This is a genomic window from Kitasatospora sp. NPDC088783 (genome assembly GCF_044750705.1).
GTDB classification, from domain to species: domain Bacteria; phylum Actinomycetota; class Actinomycetes; order Streptomycetales; family Streptomycetaceae; genus Kitasatospora; species Kitasatospora fiedleri.
In genome coordinates, this window is record NZ_JBIVKJ010000024.1 from 52,813 (window position 1) to 68,239 (window position 15,427).

Annotated in this window: 7 protein-coding genes; all 7 read left to right on the plus strand. The window is 77.7% G+C overall.

The features are described 5' to 3' along the window. Window positions 1-126 precede the first annotated feature (126 nt). The 7 genes from ACIP60_RS35615 to ACIP60_RS35645 are packed head-to-tail and all read left to right on the plus strand — an operon-like array spanning window position 127 to window position 15,363. Window positions 127-3,369, plus strand: a complete 3,243-nt coding sequence (locus ACIP60_RS35615; protein ID WP_400692931.1) for an amino acid adenylation domain-containing protein — start codon at window positions 127-129, stop codon at window positions 3,367-3,369. A 17-nt stretch (window positions 3,370-3,386) separates the two neighbouring features. After that, on the plus strand, window positions 3,387-8,942 hold the full coding sequence (locus ACIP60_RS35620) for an amino acid adenylation domain-containing protein (protein WP_400692933.1): 5,556 nt from the start codon (window positions 3,387-3,389) through the stop codon (window positions 8,940-8,942). Further along, entirely contained in the window at window positions 8,939-10,468 is a 1,530-nt protein-coding gene (locus tag ACIP60_RS35625) for a class I adenylate-forming enzyme family protein (protein ID WP_400692936.1), read from the plus strand. Before ACIP60_RS35620 ends, ACIP60_RS35625 begins: the two co-directional genes overlap by 4 nt. Continuing rightward, the gene (locus ACIP60_RS35630; RefSeq protein WP_400692939.1) at window positions 10,465-13,524 is read left to right on the plus strand and encodes an amino acid adenylation domain-containing protein; all 3,060 of its coding nucleotides are present in this window, start codon (window positions 10,465-10,467) and stop codon (window positions 13,522-13,524) included. The genes ACIP60_RS35625 and ACIP60_RS35630 overlap by 4 nt, the downstream gene beginning before the upstream one ends. Beyond that, entirely contained in the window at window positions 13,521-13,742 is a 222-nt protein-coding gene (locus ACIP60_RS35635) for an MbtH family protein (protein ID WP_400692942.1), read from the plus strand. Before ACIP60_RS35630 ends, ACIP60_RS35635 begins: the two co-directional genes overlap by 4 nt. Beyond that, complete coding sequence (locus ACIP60_RS35640; RefSeq protein ID WP_400692945.1) at window positions 13,739-13,993, plus strand: acyl carrier protein; 255 nt, start codon at window positions 13,739-13,741, stop codon at window positions 13,991-13,993. Before ACIP60_RS35635 ends, ACIP60_RS35640 begins: the two co-directional genes overlap by 4 nt. Beyond that, window positions 13,990-15,363 (plus strand): condensation domain-containing protein, encoded by a 1,374-nt coding sequence (locus tag ACIP60_RS35645; RefSeq protein ID WP_400692948.1) that lies wholly within the window; start codon window positions 13,990-13,992, stop codon window positions 15,361-15,363. The genes ACIP60_RS35640 and ACIP60_RS35645 overlap by 4 nt, the downstream gene beginning before the upstream one ends. Window positions 15,364-15,427 lie beyond the last annotated feature (64 nt).

Genomic DNA, 15,427 nt, shown 5'->3' on the forward strand with positions numbered 1-15,427 from the left:
TGGCCGGCGTACCCGCGTGCGGCCCCACCCGCCCGCGCCGCCGCCGAACGGGGCCGCCGGGACGGCCCTCGACGGCGGAGGGCCCCGCACCGCGTACCACGGGAAGACCAACGGGGAGCTCGATTCATGTCTACCGGGAACACCGGACCGGAACCGGTGGCCGAAGCCACCGCCGCGCTGTCGGTGGGACAGGAACGCCTCTGGTTCCTGGCCCAACTGGAGCCGGGGGACCCGTCGTACAACATCCCGTACGTCCTGCGGCTCACCGGGCGGCTCGACCCGGCGGCGCTGCGGACCGCCCTGGACGCGGTCGTCGCCCGGCACGAGGCCCTGCGCTGCCGGTTCCCCGCCGCGGACGGGCGGCCCGCCGTGGTGGTCGAGCCGCCCGGGCCGGTCCGGCTCGATGAGCGCGACCTGCGGGACGCCCCGGCGGGGGAGGCGGAGGCGGCGCTGGCCGAGCTGAGCAACACCGCCTTCGACCTGGCCGCCGACCCGCCGCTGCGCGCCGCGCTGCTGCGCACCGGGGACGAGGAGCACCTGCTGGCCCTGGTGCTGCACCACATCGCCGCCGACGGCTGGTCGCTGGGACTGCTGCGGGCCGAACTCGCCGCGCACTACACCGCGCACCGGGAGGGCCGGAGCGCCGAACTCCCGCCCGCCCCCTCCTACCTGGCGCACGCCGCCGCCGAACGGGCCTGGCTGGACGGCCCCGAGGCGGCCCGGGCACTCGCCCACTGGCGCGAACGCCTGGCCGGAGCGCCCCCGCTGGAGCTGCCCCTCGACCGGCCCCGGACCGGCGCGCCCAGCAGCGCCGGGGCCTACCACACCCGGGTGCTGCGCGGCCTGCGGCCCGTCCTGGAGTCCTTCGCCCGGGCCCGCCGGGTGACGCCGTTCATGGTGCTCGCCGCCGCCTACCAGGCCCTGCTGCACCGGTGCACCGGACAGGACGACTTCTGCGTCGGGGTGCCCACCGCCGCCCGGGACACCGTGGAGAGCGAACGGATCGTCGGGTACTGCTCCTCGGCGCTCGTGCTGCGCGCCGACCTCTCCGGGGCGCCCACCTTCGACGCCCTGCTGCGCGCCGTCCGCAGCGAGTGGACGCGCGCGCTGAGCCACCGGCGCATCCCCTTCGAACGGCTCCTCGACGAACTGGGCACCGACCGGGACCCGGACCGCGCGCCGGTCTTCCAGACCATGCTCACCGTGCACACCCACACCGGCGGCGAACTCGGCGAGGAGCCCTTCGCCGACCTGCGCTGCGCGGAGGCCGACGCCGGCCACACCGCCGCGAAGTCCGAACTCGGCCTGGACGTCCGGCCGGACGGCGACGACCTGCACGCCGTCTTCGGCCACCGCACCGACCTGCTGGACCCCGCGACGGCGGCGGCCCTCGCCGCCCGGTTTGAGACACTGCTGCGCGCCGCCCTCGCCGACCCGGAGACCCCGGTGCACCGGCTGCCGCTGCTGACCGACGCCGACCGCGCCCTGCTGGCCGACGGGGCCCGCGGGCCCGCGCTCCCGGCCGGACCGCCCACCGTCCTGGCCGCCGTCGACCTGGCCGCCCGCCGGCGCCCGGACGCCCCGGCGGTGGTCGGCCCGGACGGGACGCTCACCCGCGCCGGGCTCGCCGCCGCCTCCCGGGCGCTGGCCGCCCGGCTCGCCGCCCACGGCGTGCGCCGCGGCGACCTGGTGGCGCTCTGCCTGCCGCGCGGCCCGCGCGCCGTGACCGCGATGCTGGCGGCCTGGCGGCTGGGCGCCGGCTACCTCCCGCTGGACCCCGGCTACCCGCCGTCCCGGCTGGCGTTCATGCTCGCCGACAGCGGCGCCGCCGTCCTGCTCACCGAGGACGGCACCCTCCCGGACGGCCTGCGCGCCGACCTCCCGGTGCTCACCGCCGACGCCCCGGCCCTCGCCGCCGACGCTCCGGCCCTCGCCGCCGACGGGCCGGACCCGCAGGACCGGGCCGTCCCCGAGGAGAGCCCGGCCACCCCCGCGGACCCCGCCTACCTGATCTACACCTCCGGCTCCACCGGCACCCCCAAGGGCGTCCTCGTCCCGCACCGCGCCCTGGCCGCCCGGGTGGCCTGGATGCGCGACGGGTACGGCCTGACGGCCGACGACCGCGTCCTGCAGTACGCCACCCTGTCCTTCGACACCAGCGCCGAGGAGGTCTTCCCCGCGCTCGCCGCCGGCGCCGTCCTGGTCACCGCCCGCCCGGACGCCACCCTGCCCGACCAGCTCGCCGAGCCGTACTGCGCCGGCCTCACGGTGCTCGACCTGCCCACCCCGTACTGGCACCACCTGGTCGCCGACCTCGACGAGACGCCCTGGCCGCCGGGCCTGCGGCTGCTCGTGCTGGGCGCCGACCAGGTCCGCCCGGAGGCCGTCGCGGCCTGGCGGAACCGGTTCGGGGAGCGCGTCCGGCTGGTCAACTCCTACGGCCCCACCGAGACCGCGATCATCGCCACCACCGCCGAGCTGGGCCCCGCGGACGCGCACCGCCGCCCGCCGATCGGCCGCCCGGTCGGCGGCACCACGGTCGCCGTCCTCGACCGGCACGGCACCCCGGTGCCGCCCGGCACCCCGGGCGAACTGGTCATCGGGGGAGCGGGGGTGACGGACGGCTACCTCGGCCGCCCCGGCGCCACCGCCCGCGCCTTCGGGCCCGACCCGGACGGCCCGCCCGGCGCCCGCCGCTACCGCACCGGCGACCTGGTGCGCCGCCTCCCGGACGGGACGCTGGAGTTCCTCGGCCGGATCGACGACCAGGTGAAGGTCCGCGGCTACCGGGTCGAACCCGGCGAGGTGGAGTCCGCGCTGCTCGCCCGCCCGGGCGTCACCCAGGCCGCGGTGGTCGCGCACCGCGACACCCTGGCCGCCTACGTGGTCGGCTCCGGCCTCGACCCGGACGCGCTGCGCACCGCCCTCGCCCGGACGCTCCCCCCGCACGCCGTCCCCGGCGCGATCGTCCCGCTGGACGCCCTCCCGCTCACCCCCAACGGCAAACTCGACCGCCGCGCCCTGCCCGCCCCCGACGCCGTGGCCGGCGCCCGCCGCCGCCCGCCGCACGTGCCGCCGCGCACCGAGGCGGAGGAACTGGTCGCCGACGTCTGGCAGGAGGTGCTGGGCGTGGCCGCCGTCGGCACCCACGACGACTTCTTCGACCTCGGCGGCCACTCCCTGCTCGCCACCCGGGTCGTCGCCCGGATCCGCGCCGCGATCGACCTCGCCGTCCCGCTGCGCGCCCTGTTCACCCACCGCACCGCGGCCGCCTTCGCCGAGGCCGTCGAAGCCGCCCTGGTCGCCGAGATCGACAACCTGTCCGACGACGACGCCGCCCGGCTGCTCGCCGCCCCGGACGCCCCGTAAGGAGACCGGCTCCCGTCATGAGCTCCGACACCACCACCCCGGACGCCCCCGCCAAGGCCGGGCTGTCCGCCGCGAAGCGCGAACTCCTCAGACGCCGACTGGCCGGCCGCCCCTCCGCCCGGACCACCACCGTCCCCCGGCGCGCCCCGGACGCCCCCGTCCCGCTCTCCTTCGCGCAGGAACGGCTCTGGTTCATGGAGCAGTTCGCGCCGGGCACCGCCGCCTACAACATCCCCGTGGTCCGCCGGCTGCGCGGCCCCCTCGACCCGGACGCCCTGCGCGCCGCCCTGGACGCCGCCGTCGCCCGGCACGAGACGCTGCGCTCCCGCTACCCCGCCACCGAGGACGGCCGCCCGCTGCTGGTCGTCGACCCGCCCGGCCCCGCCGAACTGACCGTCACCGACGCCGCCGACGAGGCGGCGGCCGAACGGATCGTGGACGCGGACGCCGCCGTCCCGTTCGACCTGGAGCACGGGCCGCTGCTGCGGGCCCGGCTGATCCGGCTCGCCGCCGAGGACCACGTCCTGCTGCTGGTCGTGCACCACAGCGTCAGCGACGGCTGGTCCAGCGAGGTGCTGCTCGGCGAGGTGCTGCGCGGCCACGCCGCCCGGGTCGCCGGCGCACCCGATCCGCTGCCCGAACTCCCGGTCCAGTACGGCGACTTCGCGATCTGGCAGCGGCAAGAGCTGAGCGGCGACCGGCTGGCCGCCGAGGTCGCCCACTGGGGCGCCGAACTCGCCGGGGTGGAGCCGCTGGAGCTGGCGTTCGCCCGCCCGCGCCCGCCGCGCCAGACCTTCGAGGGCGCCGGGTACGCGTTCCGGGTCGAGCGCCCCCTGCTGGAGCGCCTCACCGCCCTGGGCCGCCGCCACGACGCCACCGCGTACATGGTGCTGCTGGCCGCCTTCCAACTGCTGCTGGCCCGCCACAGCGGACGCACCGACTTCGCGGTCGGCTCGCCCGTGGCCGGCCGCCCGGAGGCCGAACTGGAGCCGCTGGTCGGCATGTTCGTCAACGTCCTGGCGCTGCCCGCCCGGCTGGAGGGCGACCCGGACTTCGCCGAACTGCTCGCCCGCACCCGGGAGACCTGCCTGACCGCCTACGGGCACCAGGACCTGCCGTTCGCCCAGCTGGTGAGCGAACTCAACTGGCCCCGGGACGTCTCCCGGCCGCCGGTCTTCCAGGCCGTCCTGGCGGTGCAGAACTACGCCGTCCAGGGCGAGGGCCCCGACACCGCGCCGCTCACCGCCGAACCGTTCGGCGTCCGGGCCAGCGGCACCCGCTTCGACCTCGAACTCTTCCTCCAGGAACGGCCCGAGGGCCTGAACGGCTCGTTCAACTACAACACCGACCTGTACGACGAGGCCGACATCGCCCGCCTCGCCGACCACCTCGGCCGCCTGCTGGCCGCCGTCGCCGACGCGCCCGACACCCCGCTGTCCGCCCTCGACACCCTCACCGCCGAGGAGCGGGCGTTCGAGACCGAGCGCTTCAACGACACCGCCGTGGACCGCCCGGCCACCACCCTGACCGCCCTGGTCGCCGCCCAGACCGCCCGCACCCCCGACGCCGTCGCCGTCGCCACCGAGGGCCGCCCCGCCCTGACCTACCGCCAACTCGACGAGCGGGCCGGCCGGATCGCCGCCCGGCTCGCCGCCGAGGGCGTCGGCCCCGGCAGCCTGGTCGCCGTCAGCGCCGAACGCTCACCCGACCTGGTGGCCGGCCTGCTCGGCGTGCTGCGCACCGGCGCCGCCTACACCCCGCTGGAACCCGACTACCCGGCCGAACGCCTGGCCTTCCTGCTCGCCGACAGCGACGCCACCGTCCTGCTCACCCAGCGCAAGCTGCCCGTCCCGGCGGGCTGCGCGGCCCGCGTCCTGCTGCTCGACGACCCGGCCGAGTGGCCCCGGGCCCGCACCCGCCCGGCCGGACCCGCCCCCGACGACCCCGCCTACGTCATCTACACCTCCGGCTCCACCGGCCGCCCCAAGGGCGTCCCCAACACCCACCGGGCGATCGCCAACCGCCTCCAGTGGATGCAGGACGCCTACCGGATCGGCCCCGAGGACGCGGTGCTGCAGAAGACCCCCACCGGCTTCGACGTGTCGGTCTGGGAGTTCTTCTGGCCGCTGACCACCGGCGCCCGGATCGTGCTCGCCAAGCCCGGCGGCCAGAAGGACAGCGGCTACCTGCGCGACCTGATCGCCTCCGCCGGGGTCACCGTCGCCCACTTCGTCCCCGCCATGCTGCGGGCCTTCCTCGCCGAGGAGGACGTCGAACGCTGCACCACCCTGCGCCGCGTCGTCAGCAGCGGCGAGGCCCTCCCGCCGGACGCCGCCCGCGAACTGACCGCCCGGCTGCCCGGCCTGCGCCTGGCCAACCTGTACGGGCCCACCGAGGCCGCCGTCGACGTCTCCTCCTGGGAGTGCGCCGGGCCGCTGACCACCGTGCCGATCGGCCTGCCCGTCGACAACACCCGGCTGTACGTCCTGGACGCCCGGCTGCGCCCCGTCCCCCCGGGCGCCCCCGGCGAACTCCACATCGGCGGCACCGCCGTCGCCCTCGGCTACCACCGCCGCCCCGGCCTCACCGCCGCCCGCTTCGTCCCCGACCCCTACGGCCCGCCCGGCTCCCGCCTCTACCGCACCGGCGACCTGGCCCGCCGCCGCCCCGACGGCACCCTGGAACACCTGGGCCGGATCGACGACCAGGTCAAACTGCGCGGACTGCGGATCGAACCCGGCGAGACCGAGGCCGCGCTGCGCGCCCGGCCCGGCATCGCCGACGCCGCCGTCGTCCTGCACCGGGACCGCCTGGTCGGACACCTGGTCCTCGCCCCCGGCGCCGAGGAACCCGACCCGGTGGCCCTGCGCGCGGCCCTCAAGCGGACCCTCCCCGACCACCAGGTCCCGGCCGCGTTCACCACCCTCCCCGCCCTGCCGCTCAGCCCCAACGGCAAACTCGACCGGCGCGCCCTGCCCGCCCCGCGCATCCACCGCCCCGACGGCGCGGCCAAGCCCGCCACCCCCGCCGAGACCGTCCTCGCCGAGATCTGGGCCGAGGTGCTCGACCTGCCCGAGGTCGGCACCGACGAGAACTTCTTCGACCTCGGCGGCCACTCCCTGCTGGCCACCCAGGTCGTCGCCAGGGCCCGCAAGCGGCTCACCGCGATCGGCGCCCGCCCGGTCGGCGTGATGGACCTGTTCACCCACCGCACCGTCCGCGACCTGGCCGCCCTCGCCGCCGCCGACCGGCCGAGCGGCCCGCGCGCCCTGCTGCACCGCCTCACCCGCGCCGTCCCCGCCGCCCGCCGCACCCTCACCCTGGTGTGCGTCCCCTACGGCGGCGGCAGCGCCGTCGTCTACCAGCCGGTCGCCGACGCGCTGCCGCCCGACGTCGAACTCTGGTCCGTCGCCGTCCCCGGCCACGACCTCGGCGTCACCGAACACCACCTCGACTTCGACGACCTCGCCGAGGCCGTCGCCGCCGAGGTGCGCGCGAAGGTCGACGGACCGCTCGTCGTGTACGGGCACTGCGCCGTCGGCACCGCGCTCGCCGTCGCCGTGGCCCGCCTGCTGGAGGGCTCCGGCCGGGAACTGGAGGCCGTCTACGCGGGCGCCCAGTTCCCGTTCGCCCGGCCGCGCAACCGGCTGCTCGCCGCGCTCGGGAAGATCGCCGCGCTGGAACCGCTGGTCGGCGACCGCTCCTACGCCAACTGGCTGACCGGCATGGGCGTCGACACCTCCGAACTCGACGAGGACCAGGTCCGGTTCGTCATCGGCAACATGCGGCGCGACACCCGGGCCGCCGAGGACTACTTCACCCGCGCCCTGGCCGAGGTCGAGGCCGGCGCGCCCCGGCTGCGCGCCCCCGTGGTCTCGCTGGTCGGCGACAAGGACCCGGCCGCCGACTTCTACCAGGAGCGCTACCGCGAGTGGCTGCTGCTGGCCGAACGCTCCGCGGTCGCCGTGCTGGACGAGGGCGGCCACTTCTTCATCGCCTACCGGGCCGCCGAGACCGCCGCCGCCGTCACCACCGTCCACCGCGCGCTCCTGGACGGCACCACCGCCGACCTCCCGCGGCGGGACCCGGAGAACTCCTGGTGGTTCCACGGCGAGACGGCCCCCGCCGCGGACGGCACGGACGGCGCGGACGGCTCCGCACCGGGCTCCGCGGACGGCCCGGCGGGCCGGGAACCGGCCGCCGCCGCGGACGGTCCGCAGCCCGGCATGGGCCGCTTCCTCTGGGTCGTCGGCGGCCAGCTCGCCTCCATCACCGGCTCGGCGCTCACCGAGTTCGCCCTGCCGATCTGGATCCTGCTGGAGACCGGGTCGATGGCCCGCTTCGCGCTGTACGCCGTGGTCGCGATGCTCCCCGGCATCCTGGTCGGCCCGCTCGCCGGCGCCCTGGTCGACCGCCTCGACCGCCGCCGCGTGATGCTGCTGGGCGACCTCGCCGCCGGCGCCACCCAGGCCGGACTGCTGACCCTGCTGCTCACCGGCCGCCTGCACACCTGGGAGGTGTACGCGCTGCTCGCGGTGCTGTCCGTCGCGCTCACCTTCCAACGCCTGGCGTACGCCTCCGCCGTCCCGCAACTGGTGCCCAAACGCCACCTCGGCCACGCCAACGGAATCGTCCAACTCGCCTTCGGAACCGCCCAGTTCGTCGTCCCGCTGGCCGCCGTGGCGCTGCTCGCCGCGATCGGCCTGCGCGGCATCCTGATCATCGACGTGGTCTCCTACGCCGTCGCCGTCACCATCCTGCTCGCCGTCCGCTTCCCGAAGACACTGCCCTGGACCCGCCGGGAGTCGCTGACCGCGGAGATCCGGCACGGCATCGCCCTCTCCTGGCGCCACCGCGGCTTCCGGGCGATGCTGCTCTGGTTCGCCGGCCTGAACGTCTTCCTGTCCCCGCTGTTCCTGCTCACCACCCCGCTGGTGCTCTCCTTCGACGACCTCGGCGGCGCCGCCCGGGTCGCGGTCGCGGCCGGCGCGGGCGCGATCCTCGGCGGCGTCGCGATGGGCTTCTGGGGCGGACCGCGCCGCCACAAGCTGCGCGGCATGCTCGCGCTGGCTGCCGTCCTCGCCCTGGCGGGCGCGGTGGAGGGGCTGCGGGCCAACCTGTGGACGGTGGCGGCCGGCGCGTTCGGCATGTCCTTCGCGCTGGCCCTGGTCAACGGCATCTACGCGACGATCGTCCAGGTCAAGGTCGCCCAGCGGTTCCACGGCCGGGTGTTCGCCCTGAACACCCTCGTCGCCTGGTCCACCCTCCCGCTCGGCCACGGCGTCATCGCCCCGCTCGGCTCCGCCCTGTTCGGCCCGCTGATGGAACCGGACGGCGCGCTCGCCCCCGTCTTCGGCCCGCTGATCGGCACCGGCCCCGGCCGCGGCATCGCCCTGATGTACCTGCTGTTCGCCGCCGCCATGCTCGCCCTGGTCGCCCTCGGACTGCGCCTGCCGGTGCTCGCCCGCTTCGACCGCGACGTCCCGGACGCCGAACCCGACGACCTGGTCGGCCTGCGCGAACGCGCCCGCACCGCCGCCGCCCGCCGCGCGGCCGGGACGGGGGCCCGATGAGCACCGCCCCGCACACCCCCGCCACCCTGCCCGCGCTGCTCGCGCACCGGGCCGCCGCGCACGGCGGGCGCACCGCCGTCGTCTGCGGCGCGCAGCGGCTCGACTTCGCCGCCTGGCAGGCCCGTTCCGGGACGCTGGCCGCCGCGCTGCGCGCCGAGGGCGTCCGGGACGGCGACCGGGTCGGGCTCTGCTTCGGCACCGACCGCTGGGCGGAGTACGCCGTCGCGTTCCTCGCCGTGCTGCGGGCGGGCGCCGTCGCCGTGCCGCTCTCCGACCGGACCTCGCCCGCCGGGACGGCGCACGCCCTCACCGACGCCGGGGCCCGCCTCCTGCTGCACGCCGACGGCGGCCCCCGCCCGCCGGGCGTCCCGGACGGCGTCCGCACCCGCACCGAGGCCACCGCCACCGCCCACCACCCCGCCGACCCCGGCGCCCCGGGCCTCCCCGAACCCGACCCGGACGCCCCGGCGCAGATCCTGTACACCTCCGGGACGACCGGCACCCCCAAGGGCGTCACCGCCCGGCACGCCAACCTGGTCCACGGCTGCACCCTCGATGAGCGCCGCCGCCCGCTGCGGCACTCCCGCACCTTCCTGCACGCCTTCCCGGTCGGCACCAACGCCGGGCAGACCATGCTGGTCAACGCGCTCAACGCGCACGCCGCCTGCGTCACCGCCCCGCAGTTCACCCCGGCCCGGTTCGTCCGGCTGATCGCCGAGCACGCGGTGGGCAGCGTGTTCCTCGTCCCCGCGACGGCCGTCGAACTGCTCGCCTCCCGGGCGCTGGCCGCCGCGGCCGAGCGCGGCGACCTGGACACCGTCCGGCTGGTCGGCTCCACCGCCGCCGCGCTGCCGCAGCCCGTCGCGCTCGCCCTCGACCGGGCGTTCGGCAGGGCCCAGGTGGTCAACTACTACACCTCGACCGAGGCGGCCCCCGCCCAGATCACCCTGCTGTTCGACCCGGCCCGCCCGGACTCCCCGGGCCGCCCCGCCTCGCTCGCCGAGCTGCGCGTCACCGACGCCGACGGGCACCCCGTCGCGCCGGGGGAGCCCGGCGAGCTGTGGCTGCGCTCGCCCGCCGCCCCGCGCGCCTACCTGGGGGAGCGGGACGGCGCGGTGTTCCGGGGCCGCTGGGTGCGGATGGGCGACCTGGGCCGGGTGGACGTCGATGGGTTCCTGCACCTGCTCGACCGGGAGCGCGACGTCGTCAAGTCCGGCGCCCACAAGGTCTCCACCCTCCAGGTCGAGAACGCCCTGCACGCCCACCCGAAGGTCGCCGACGCCGCCGCGTTCGGCGTCCCGCACCCGGTGCTCGGCAGCGTCGTCGCCGCCGTCGTCGTCGTCCCGGACGGCGAACTGACCGCGGCCGAGCTGCGCACCTTCCTGCTCGACCACCTCGCCGTCCACGAACTCCCCGCCACCGTGCACTTCCGCGCCACCCTGCCGCGCAACGAGGGCGGCAAGGTCCTCAAACGCGAACTGCGCCGCACCCTCACCACTCCGGACACCCCCGAGGCCACGCCATGACCACCCCGCTCACCCCCGCCCAGCACGGCGTCTGGCTCACCGGGCGCACGCTCGACACCGGCACCGCCTACCACCTCGCCGTCACACTCGACCTCACCGGCCCGCTCGACGCCGACGCCCTCGACCGGGCCTGCGCCGCCGTCGTCGCCCACCACCCCGTCCTGGCCTCCCGGTTCGCCCCCGACGGCACGGCCGCGCCCACCGCCGCCGTCGCCCCGCCGCGCCGGGCCGACTGCGCCCCCGCCGACCTCGACAAGCTGCTCGACGAGGAGCGCGCCGCCCCGTTCGACCCCGCGACCGGGCCGCTCTGCCGGTTCGCGCTGTTCCGCCCCGGGGCCGAACGGCACGTGCTGCTGATCACCGCCCACCACCTCGTGCTGGACGGCGAGTCCAAGGAACGCCTGGTCGCCGACCTCGCCGCCGCCTACCGCGGCGAACCGCTCGACCCCGCCGCCGCCCCGGCCGACCCGCCGACCCCCGCCCTCGGAGCCCCCGACCTCGAAGCCCCCGCCCTGGCGGCCGCCGCCGCGTACTGGGCGCCGCGCTGGCGGGAACCCGCCGCGCCCGTCCTGCCCGGCCTGGCCCCGCCGCCCGACGGCGGCGTCCGGCCCGCCCCCGGCGCCGAGACCGCCTTCCGGCTCGACGGACGGCGCTGCGCCGACACCGCCCGCGCCCTCGGCGTCACCCGCTTCGAACTCCTCACCGCCGCCTGGCACGCCCTGCTGGCCCGCTACGGCGACCCCGCGCCCACCACCGCCGTCGAACTCTCCCTGCGCCGCCCCGGCGAACCCGTCGCCCTCGGCCTCGCCGTCAACGAACTGCCGCTGCGCCCGGGCGAGCCCGCCGACCGGACCTTCGCCGACTGGGCCCGCACCGTCCGGGCCGAACTGCGCGCCCTGTACGCCCACCGCGCCGTCCCGCTGGGCCGCGCCGTCCCGGGCCTCACCCCCCGCACCGCGCTCACCCCGCTGTCGGTCAGCTACCGCCGCCGCCCGGCCGCCGCCGCCCCGGACTTCGGGCCGCTCACCGCCCGGGTCGGCTGGACCGGCTTCGCCGGCACCGCCCGCAACCTGCTCCACCTCCACCTGGTCGACTGCGGCGAGGAGATCCTCGGCAGCCTCCAGTACCGCACCGGCGCGCTGGACGCCGCCACCGCCGCCCGGATCGCCGGGCACTACACGGCCCTGCTGGACGCCGCCCACGCCGCCCCCGACACCCCCGTCGCCGCCCTGGAGTTCCTGGCCCCCGACGAACGCGCCGCCCAGCTCGCCGCCCCCGCCCCCCGCCCCGACCTGCCCGCCACCACCGTCCCCGCCCGGTTCGCCGCCCGCGCCGCCGCCCACCCCGGCGCGGTCGCCGCCGTCGCCGACGGCACGCCCGTGACGTACGGCGAACTGGCCCGCCTGGTCGCCCACGCCGCCGCCGCCCTCACCCGGCACGGCGCCGGGCCCGGCCGCACGGTCGGCATCGCGCTGCCCCGCGGCCTGGACCAACTCGTCGCCGTGCTGGCCGTGCTGGCCACCGGCGCCGCCCACCTCCCGCTCGACCCCGACTACCCGGCCGCCCACCTGGCCTTCGTCCGCGACGACGCCCGGCTCGCCCTGCGGATCACCGGCCACCCGGAGCAGCCCGGCGACCTCACCCCCGCCGATCTCGCCCCCACCGACGACGGCACGCCCCCGCTGCCCCCGGCGCCCGACCCCGCGCTGCCCGCCTACGTCCTCTACACCTCCGGCACCACCGGCCGCCCCAAGGGCGTCGAAGTCCCGCACTCCGCGCTGGCCAACGTCCTCGGCAGCCTGCGCGACCGGCTCGGCGCCACCGCCGCCGACCGCTGGCTCGCCCTCACCTCGCTCGCCTTCGACATCTCCGCCGTGGAACTCCTGCTGCCGCTGACCACCGGCGCCCGGGTCGTCCTCGCCCCGCCCGGCGCCCACCGCGACGGCCCCGCCCTGCTCGCCCTGCTCCGCGAACAGCGGATCACCCACGTCCAGGCCACCCCCAGCGGCTGGCAGCTGCTGCTGGACGCCGGACTCGCCGACACCGCCCTCACCGCCCTCACCGGCGGCGAGGCCCTGCCCGCCCCGCTCGCCGCCGCCCTGACCGCCGCCACCGCCCGGCTGGTCAACGTCTACGGCCCCACCGAGACCACCATCTGGTCCACCTGCGCCGACCCGGCCCTCGACGAGCACGGCGCCGTCACCCTCGGCGAACCCCTGGACAACACCCGGGCCTACGTCCTCGACCAGCGGCTGCGCCCCGTCCCGTACGGCGTCCCCGGCGAACTCCACCTGGCCGGGGACGGCGTCGCCCACGGCTACCGCGGCCGCCCCGGCCTCACCGCGAGCCGCTTCCGGCCCGACCCGTACGGGCCGCCGGGAGCCCGGATGTACCGCACCGGGGACCTGGTGCGCCGCGCGCCCGGCGGCGCCCTGGAGTACCTGGGCCGCGCCGACACCCAGGTCAAGCTCCGCGGCCACCGCCTCGAACTCGGCGCGGTCGAGGCCCGCCTCGCCACCCACCCCGGCGTCGCCCGGGCCGCCGCCGCCCTGCACGGAGCGGACCGGCTGGTCGCCTACGTCGTCCCGGCCGGCCCGCCGCCCGACCCGGCCGAACTGCGCGCCCACCTGGCCGCCGTCCTCCCCGCCGCCGTCCTGCCGAACGCCTACGCCGTCCTGGACGCCCTCCCGCTCACCCCCAACGGCAAGCTCGACCGGGCCGCGCTGCCCGACCCCGGGCCCGCCCGCCCCGACCCCGCGCCCGCCGCCGGGGGCGAGAACGCCGGGACCACGAACGCCGGGACCACGAACACCGGGCCCGGGGACGCAGTGCTCGACGCGGTGCTCGCCATCTGGGCCGACGTCCTCGAACTGGACGACCTCGGCCCCGACGAGGACCTCTTCGACCTGGGCGGCCACTCGCTGACCATCACCGCGATCGCCGCCCGCGTCTCCCGCACCCTCGGCGTCGACGTCCCGCTCGACGTGTTCTTCGACGAACCCACCGCCCGCGGCGTCGCCGCCGCCGTCCGCGCCCTGCAAGGAGCCACCCCGTGAGCAACGAGATCCGCTACGTCGTCGCCGTCAACGACGAGGAGCAGCACGCCCTGTGGCCCGACGGCGCGCCGCTGCCCGCCGGCTGGCGCCCCGAGGGCTTCGCCGGCACCGAGGCCGAGTGCACCGCCCACGTGGACCGGGTCTGGCCGGACATCCGCCCGCTCAGCCTGCGCCGCCGCCTGGCCGGCCACCCGGACGCCCGCGAGGACGCCCGGTGAGCGCCCTGCGCGACCGCGTCGCCGACCTGGTCTCCCGCGCCACCGACGGCGCCGTCGGCACCCCCGAACTCCTCGGCTCCGCCGCCGTGCCGCTCGCCGCGCTCGGCGTCAGCTCGCTCGCCCTGCTGCGGCTCGCCGACAGCCTGGAGGAGGAGTTCGGCATCCTGGTCGACCTGGCCGACCGCACCCTGTACACGGCGGACCTCGACGGGCTCACCGCGCGGGTGCGGGAGCTCGGCGGCACCCCGTGACCGCCCTGGAGGTGCCGTTCGCCGGCGGGCGGGCCGGAGAGGCGCCGCTCACCTGGGGACAGCGGGCGATCTGGCACGCGATCGGCCGCACCGCGCCCAACGACCACTACTTCAACCTGGGCCGCGTCCTCCCGCTCGCCGACCGGGGCGCCCCCGTGGACGCCCCCCGGCTCACCGCCGCGCTGGCCGCCCTCATGCACCGGCACGAGGCGCTGCGCACCCGGATCGCCGACGGCCCCCGCCAGCGGCTGCACGGCGCGGGCCGGATCACCGTCGACCTCCGCGACGCCCCCGACGCCGACACGGCCGCCCGCACCGCCGACGGCCTGCTCGCCGAACTCACCGCCCGCCGCTTCGACTACGCGGGGGAGTGGCCGGTCCGCTTCGGCGCGGTGCGCCACGACGGGCGGATCAGCCACGTCGTGCTCGCCCTGTGCCACCTGGCCTCCGACGGCCACGGCGCCGAGGTCCTGGTCCGGGACCTGCGGCTGCTGGCCCGGCGCGGCTCCGCCGGACCGGCCTGCCCCCAGACCCCGCACGACCTGGCGCACCACCAGCACTCCCCGGCGGGCCGCCGGGCCGGCGAGGCGGCCCTCGCGTTCTGGGCCGACGGGCTGGCCGCCGCCCCGCCCACCATGTTCCCCGCGCCCGTCGCCGCCCCCGAGCACCCGCGCTACTGGACCGGCCGACTGGTGTCCGCCGCGCTGCCCCGGGCGGTGGACGCGCTGGCCCTCGCCCACCGGGTCAGCGGCTCCACCGTGCTGCTCACCGCCGCCGCCGCGCTGGTCGCCGCCGACCGGGGCCACCGGACGGCGGCCGTCATGCCGATCGCCGGGAACCGCGCCGGAGCCGACCGGCGCACCCTGGTCAGCACCCTCTCGCAGGACGCCCTGTTCGTGCTGCGCACCCCCGACGACCCGGACGCCGTCCTCACCGACCTGCTGGCGGACGCCTGGCCCGCCGCGCTGGCCGGTTACCGCGCCGCCTCCTACGACCCGGTGGCCTGGGACGCCCTGCTGGCCCGCGCCGCCCGCGAACGCGGCACGGAGGTCCACCCCTACTGCTGCTTCAACGACATGCGCCTGGTCGACCGTCCGCCCGCCACCGGCCCGCTGGACGCCGCCACCCTGGCCGGGCTGCGCCGGCGCACCGCGCTGGACTTCCCGGCCACCCAGGACCGGGTGGCCTGCCGCTACTGCCTGCACCTCACCGGCGACGAGGACACCCTCACCGTCACGCTCACCGCGGACACCGCGTACCTGCCCAAGGCCGCGATCCACGCCCACCTGCGCGCCCTGGAGAACGTGATCGTCGACTCGGCGGCGGGCCACCCGCCCCGGGTGGCCCGGCTGCGGGAGGCGCTGCGGTGACCGGGGGCGCCGCGACGCCCGCGGGCGTCCCGACGGCCGGACCCGGCCCGGTGCCCCGCCCGGT

What these genes read in the sequence shown, in the direction of transcription:
- ACIP60_RS35630 (WP_400692939.1), top strand. Translation starts at nt 10,465, where the DNA reads ATGACCACCCCGCTCACCCCCGCCCAGCACGGCGTCTGGCTCACCGGG.
- ACIP60_RS35620 (WP_400692933.1), top strand. Translation starts at nt 3,387, where the DNA reads ATGAGCTCCGACACCACCACCCCGGACGCCCCCGCCAAGGCCGGGCTG.
- ACIP60_RS35625 (WP_400692936.1), top strand. Translation starts at nt 8,939, where the DNA reads ATGAGCACCGCCCCGCACACCCCCGCCACCCTGCCCGCGCTGCTCGCG.
- ACIP60_RS35615 (WP_400692931.1), top strand. Translation starts at nt 127, where the DNA reads ATGTCTACCGGGAACACCGGACCGGAACCGGTGGCCGAAGCCACCGCC.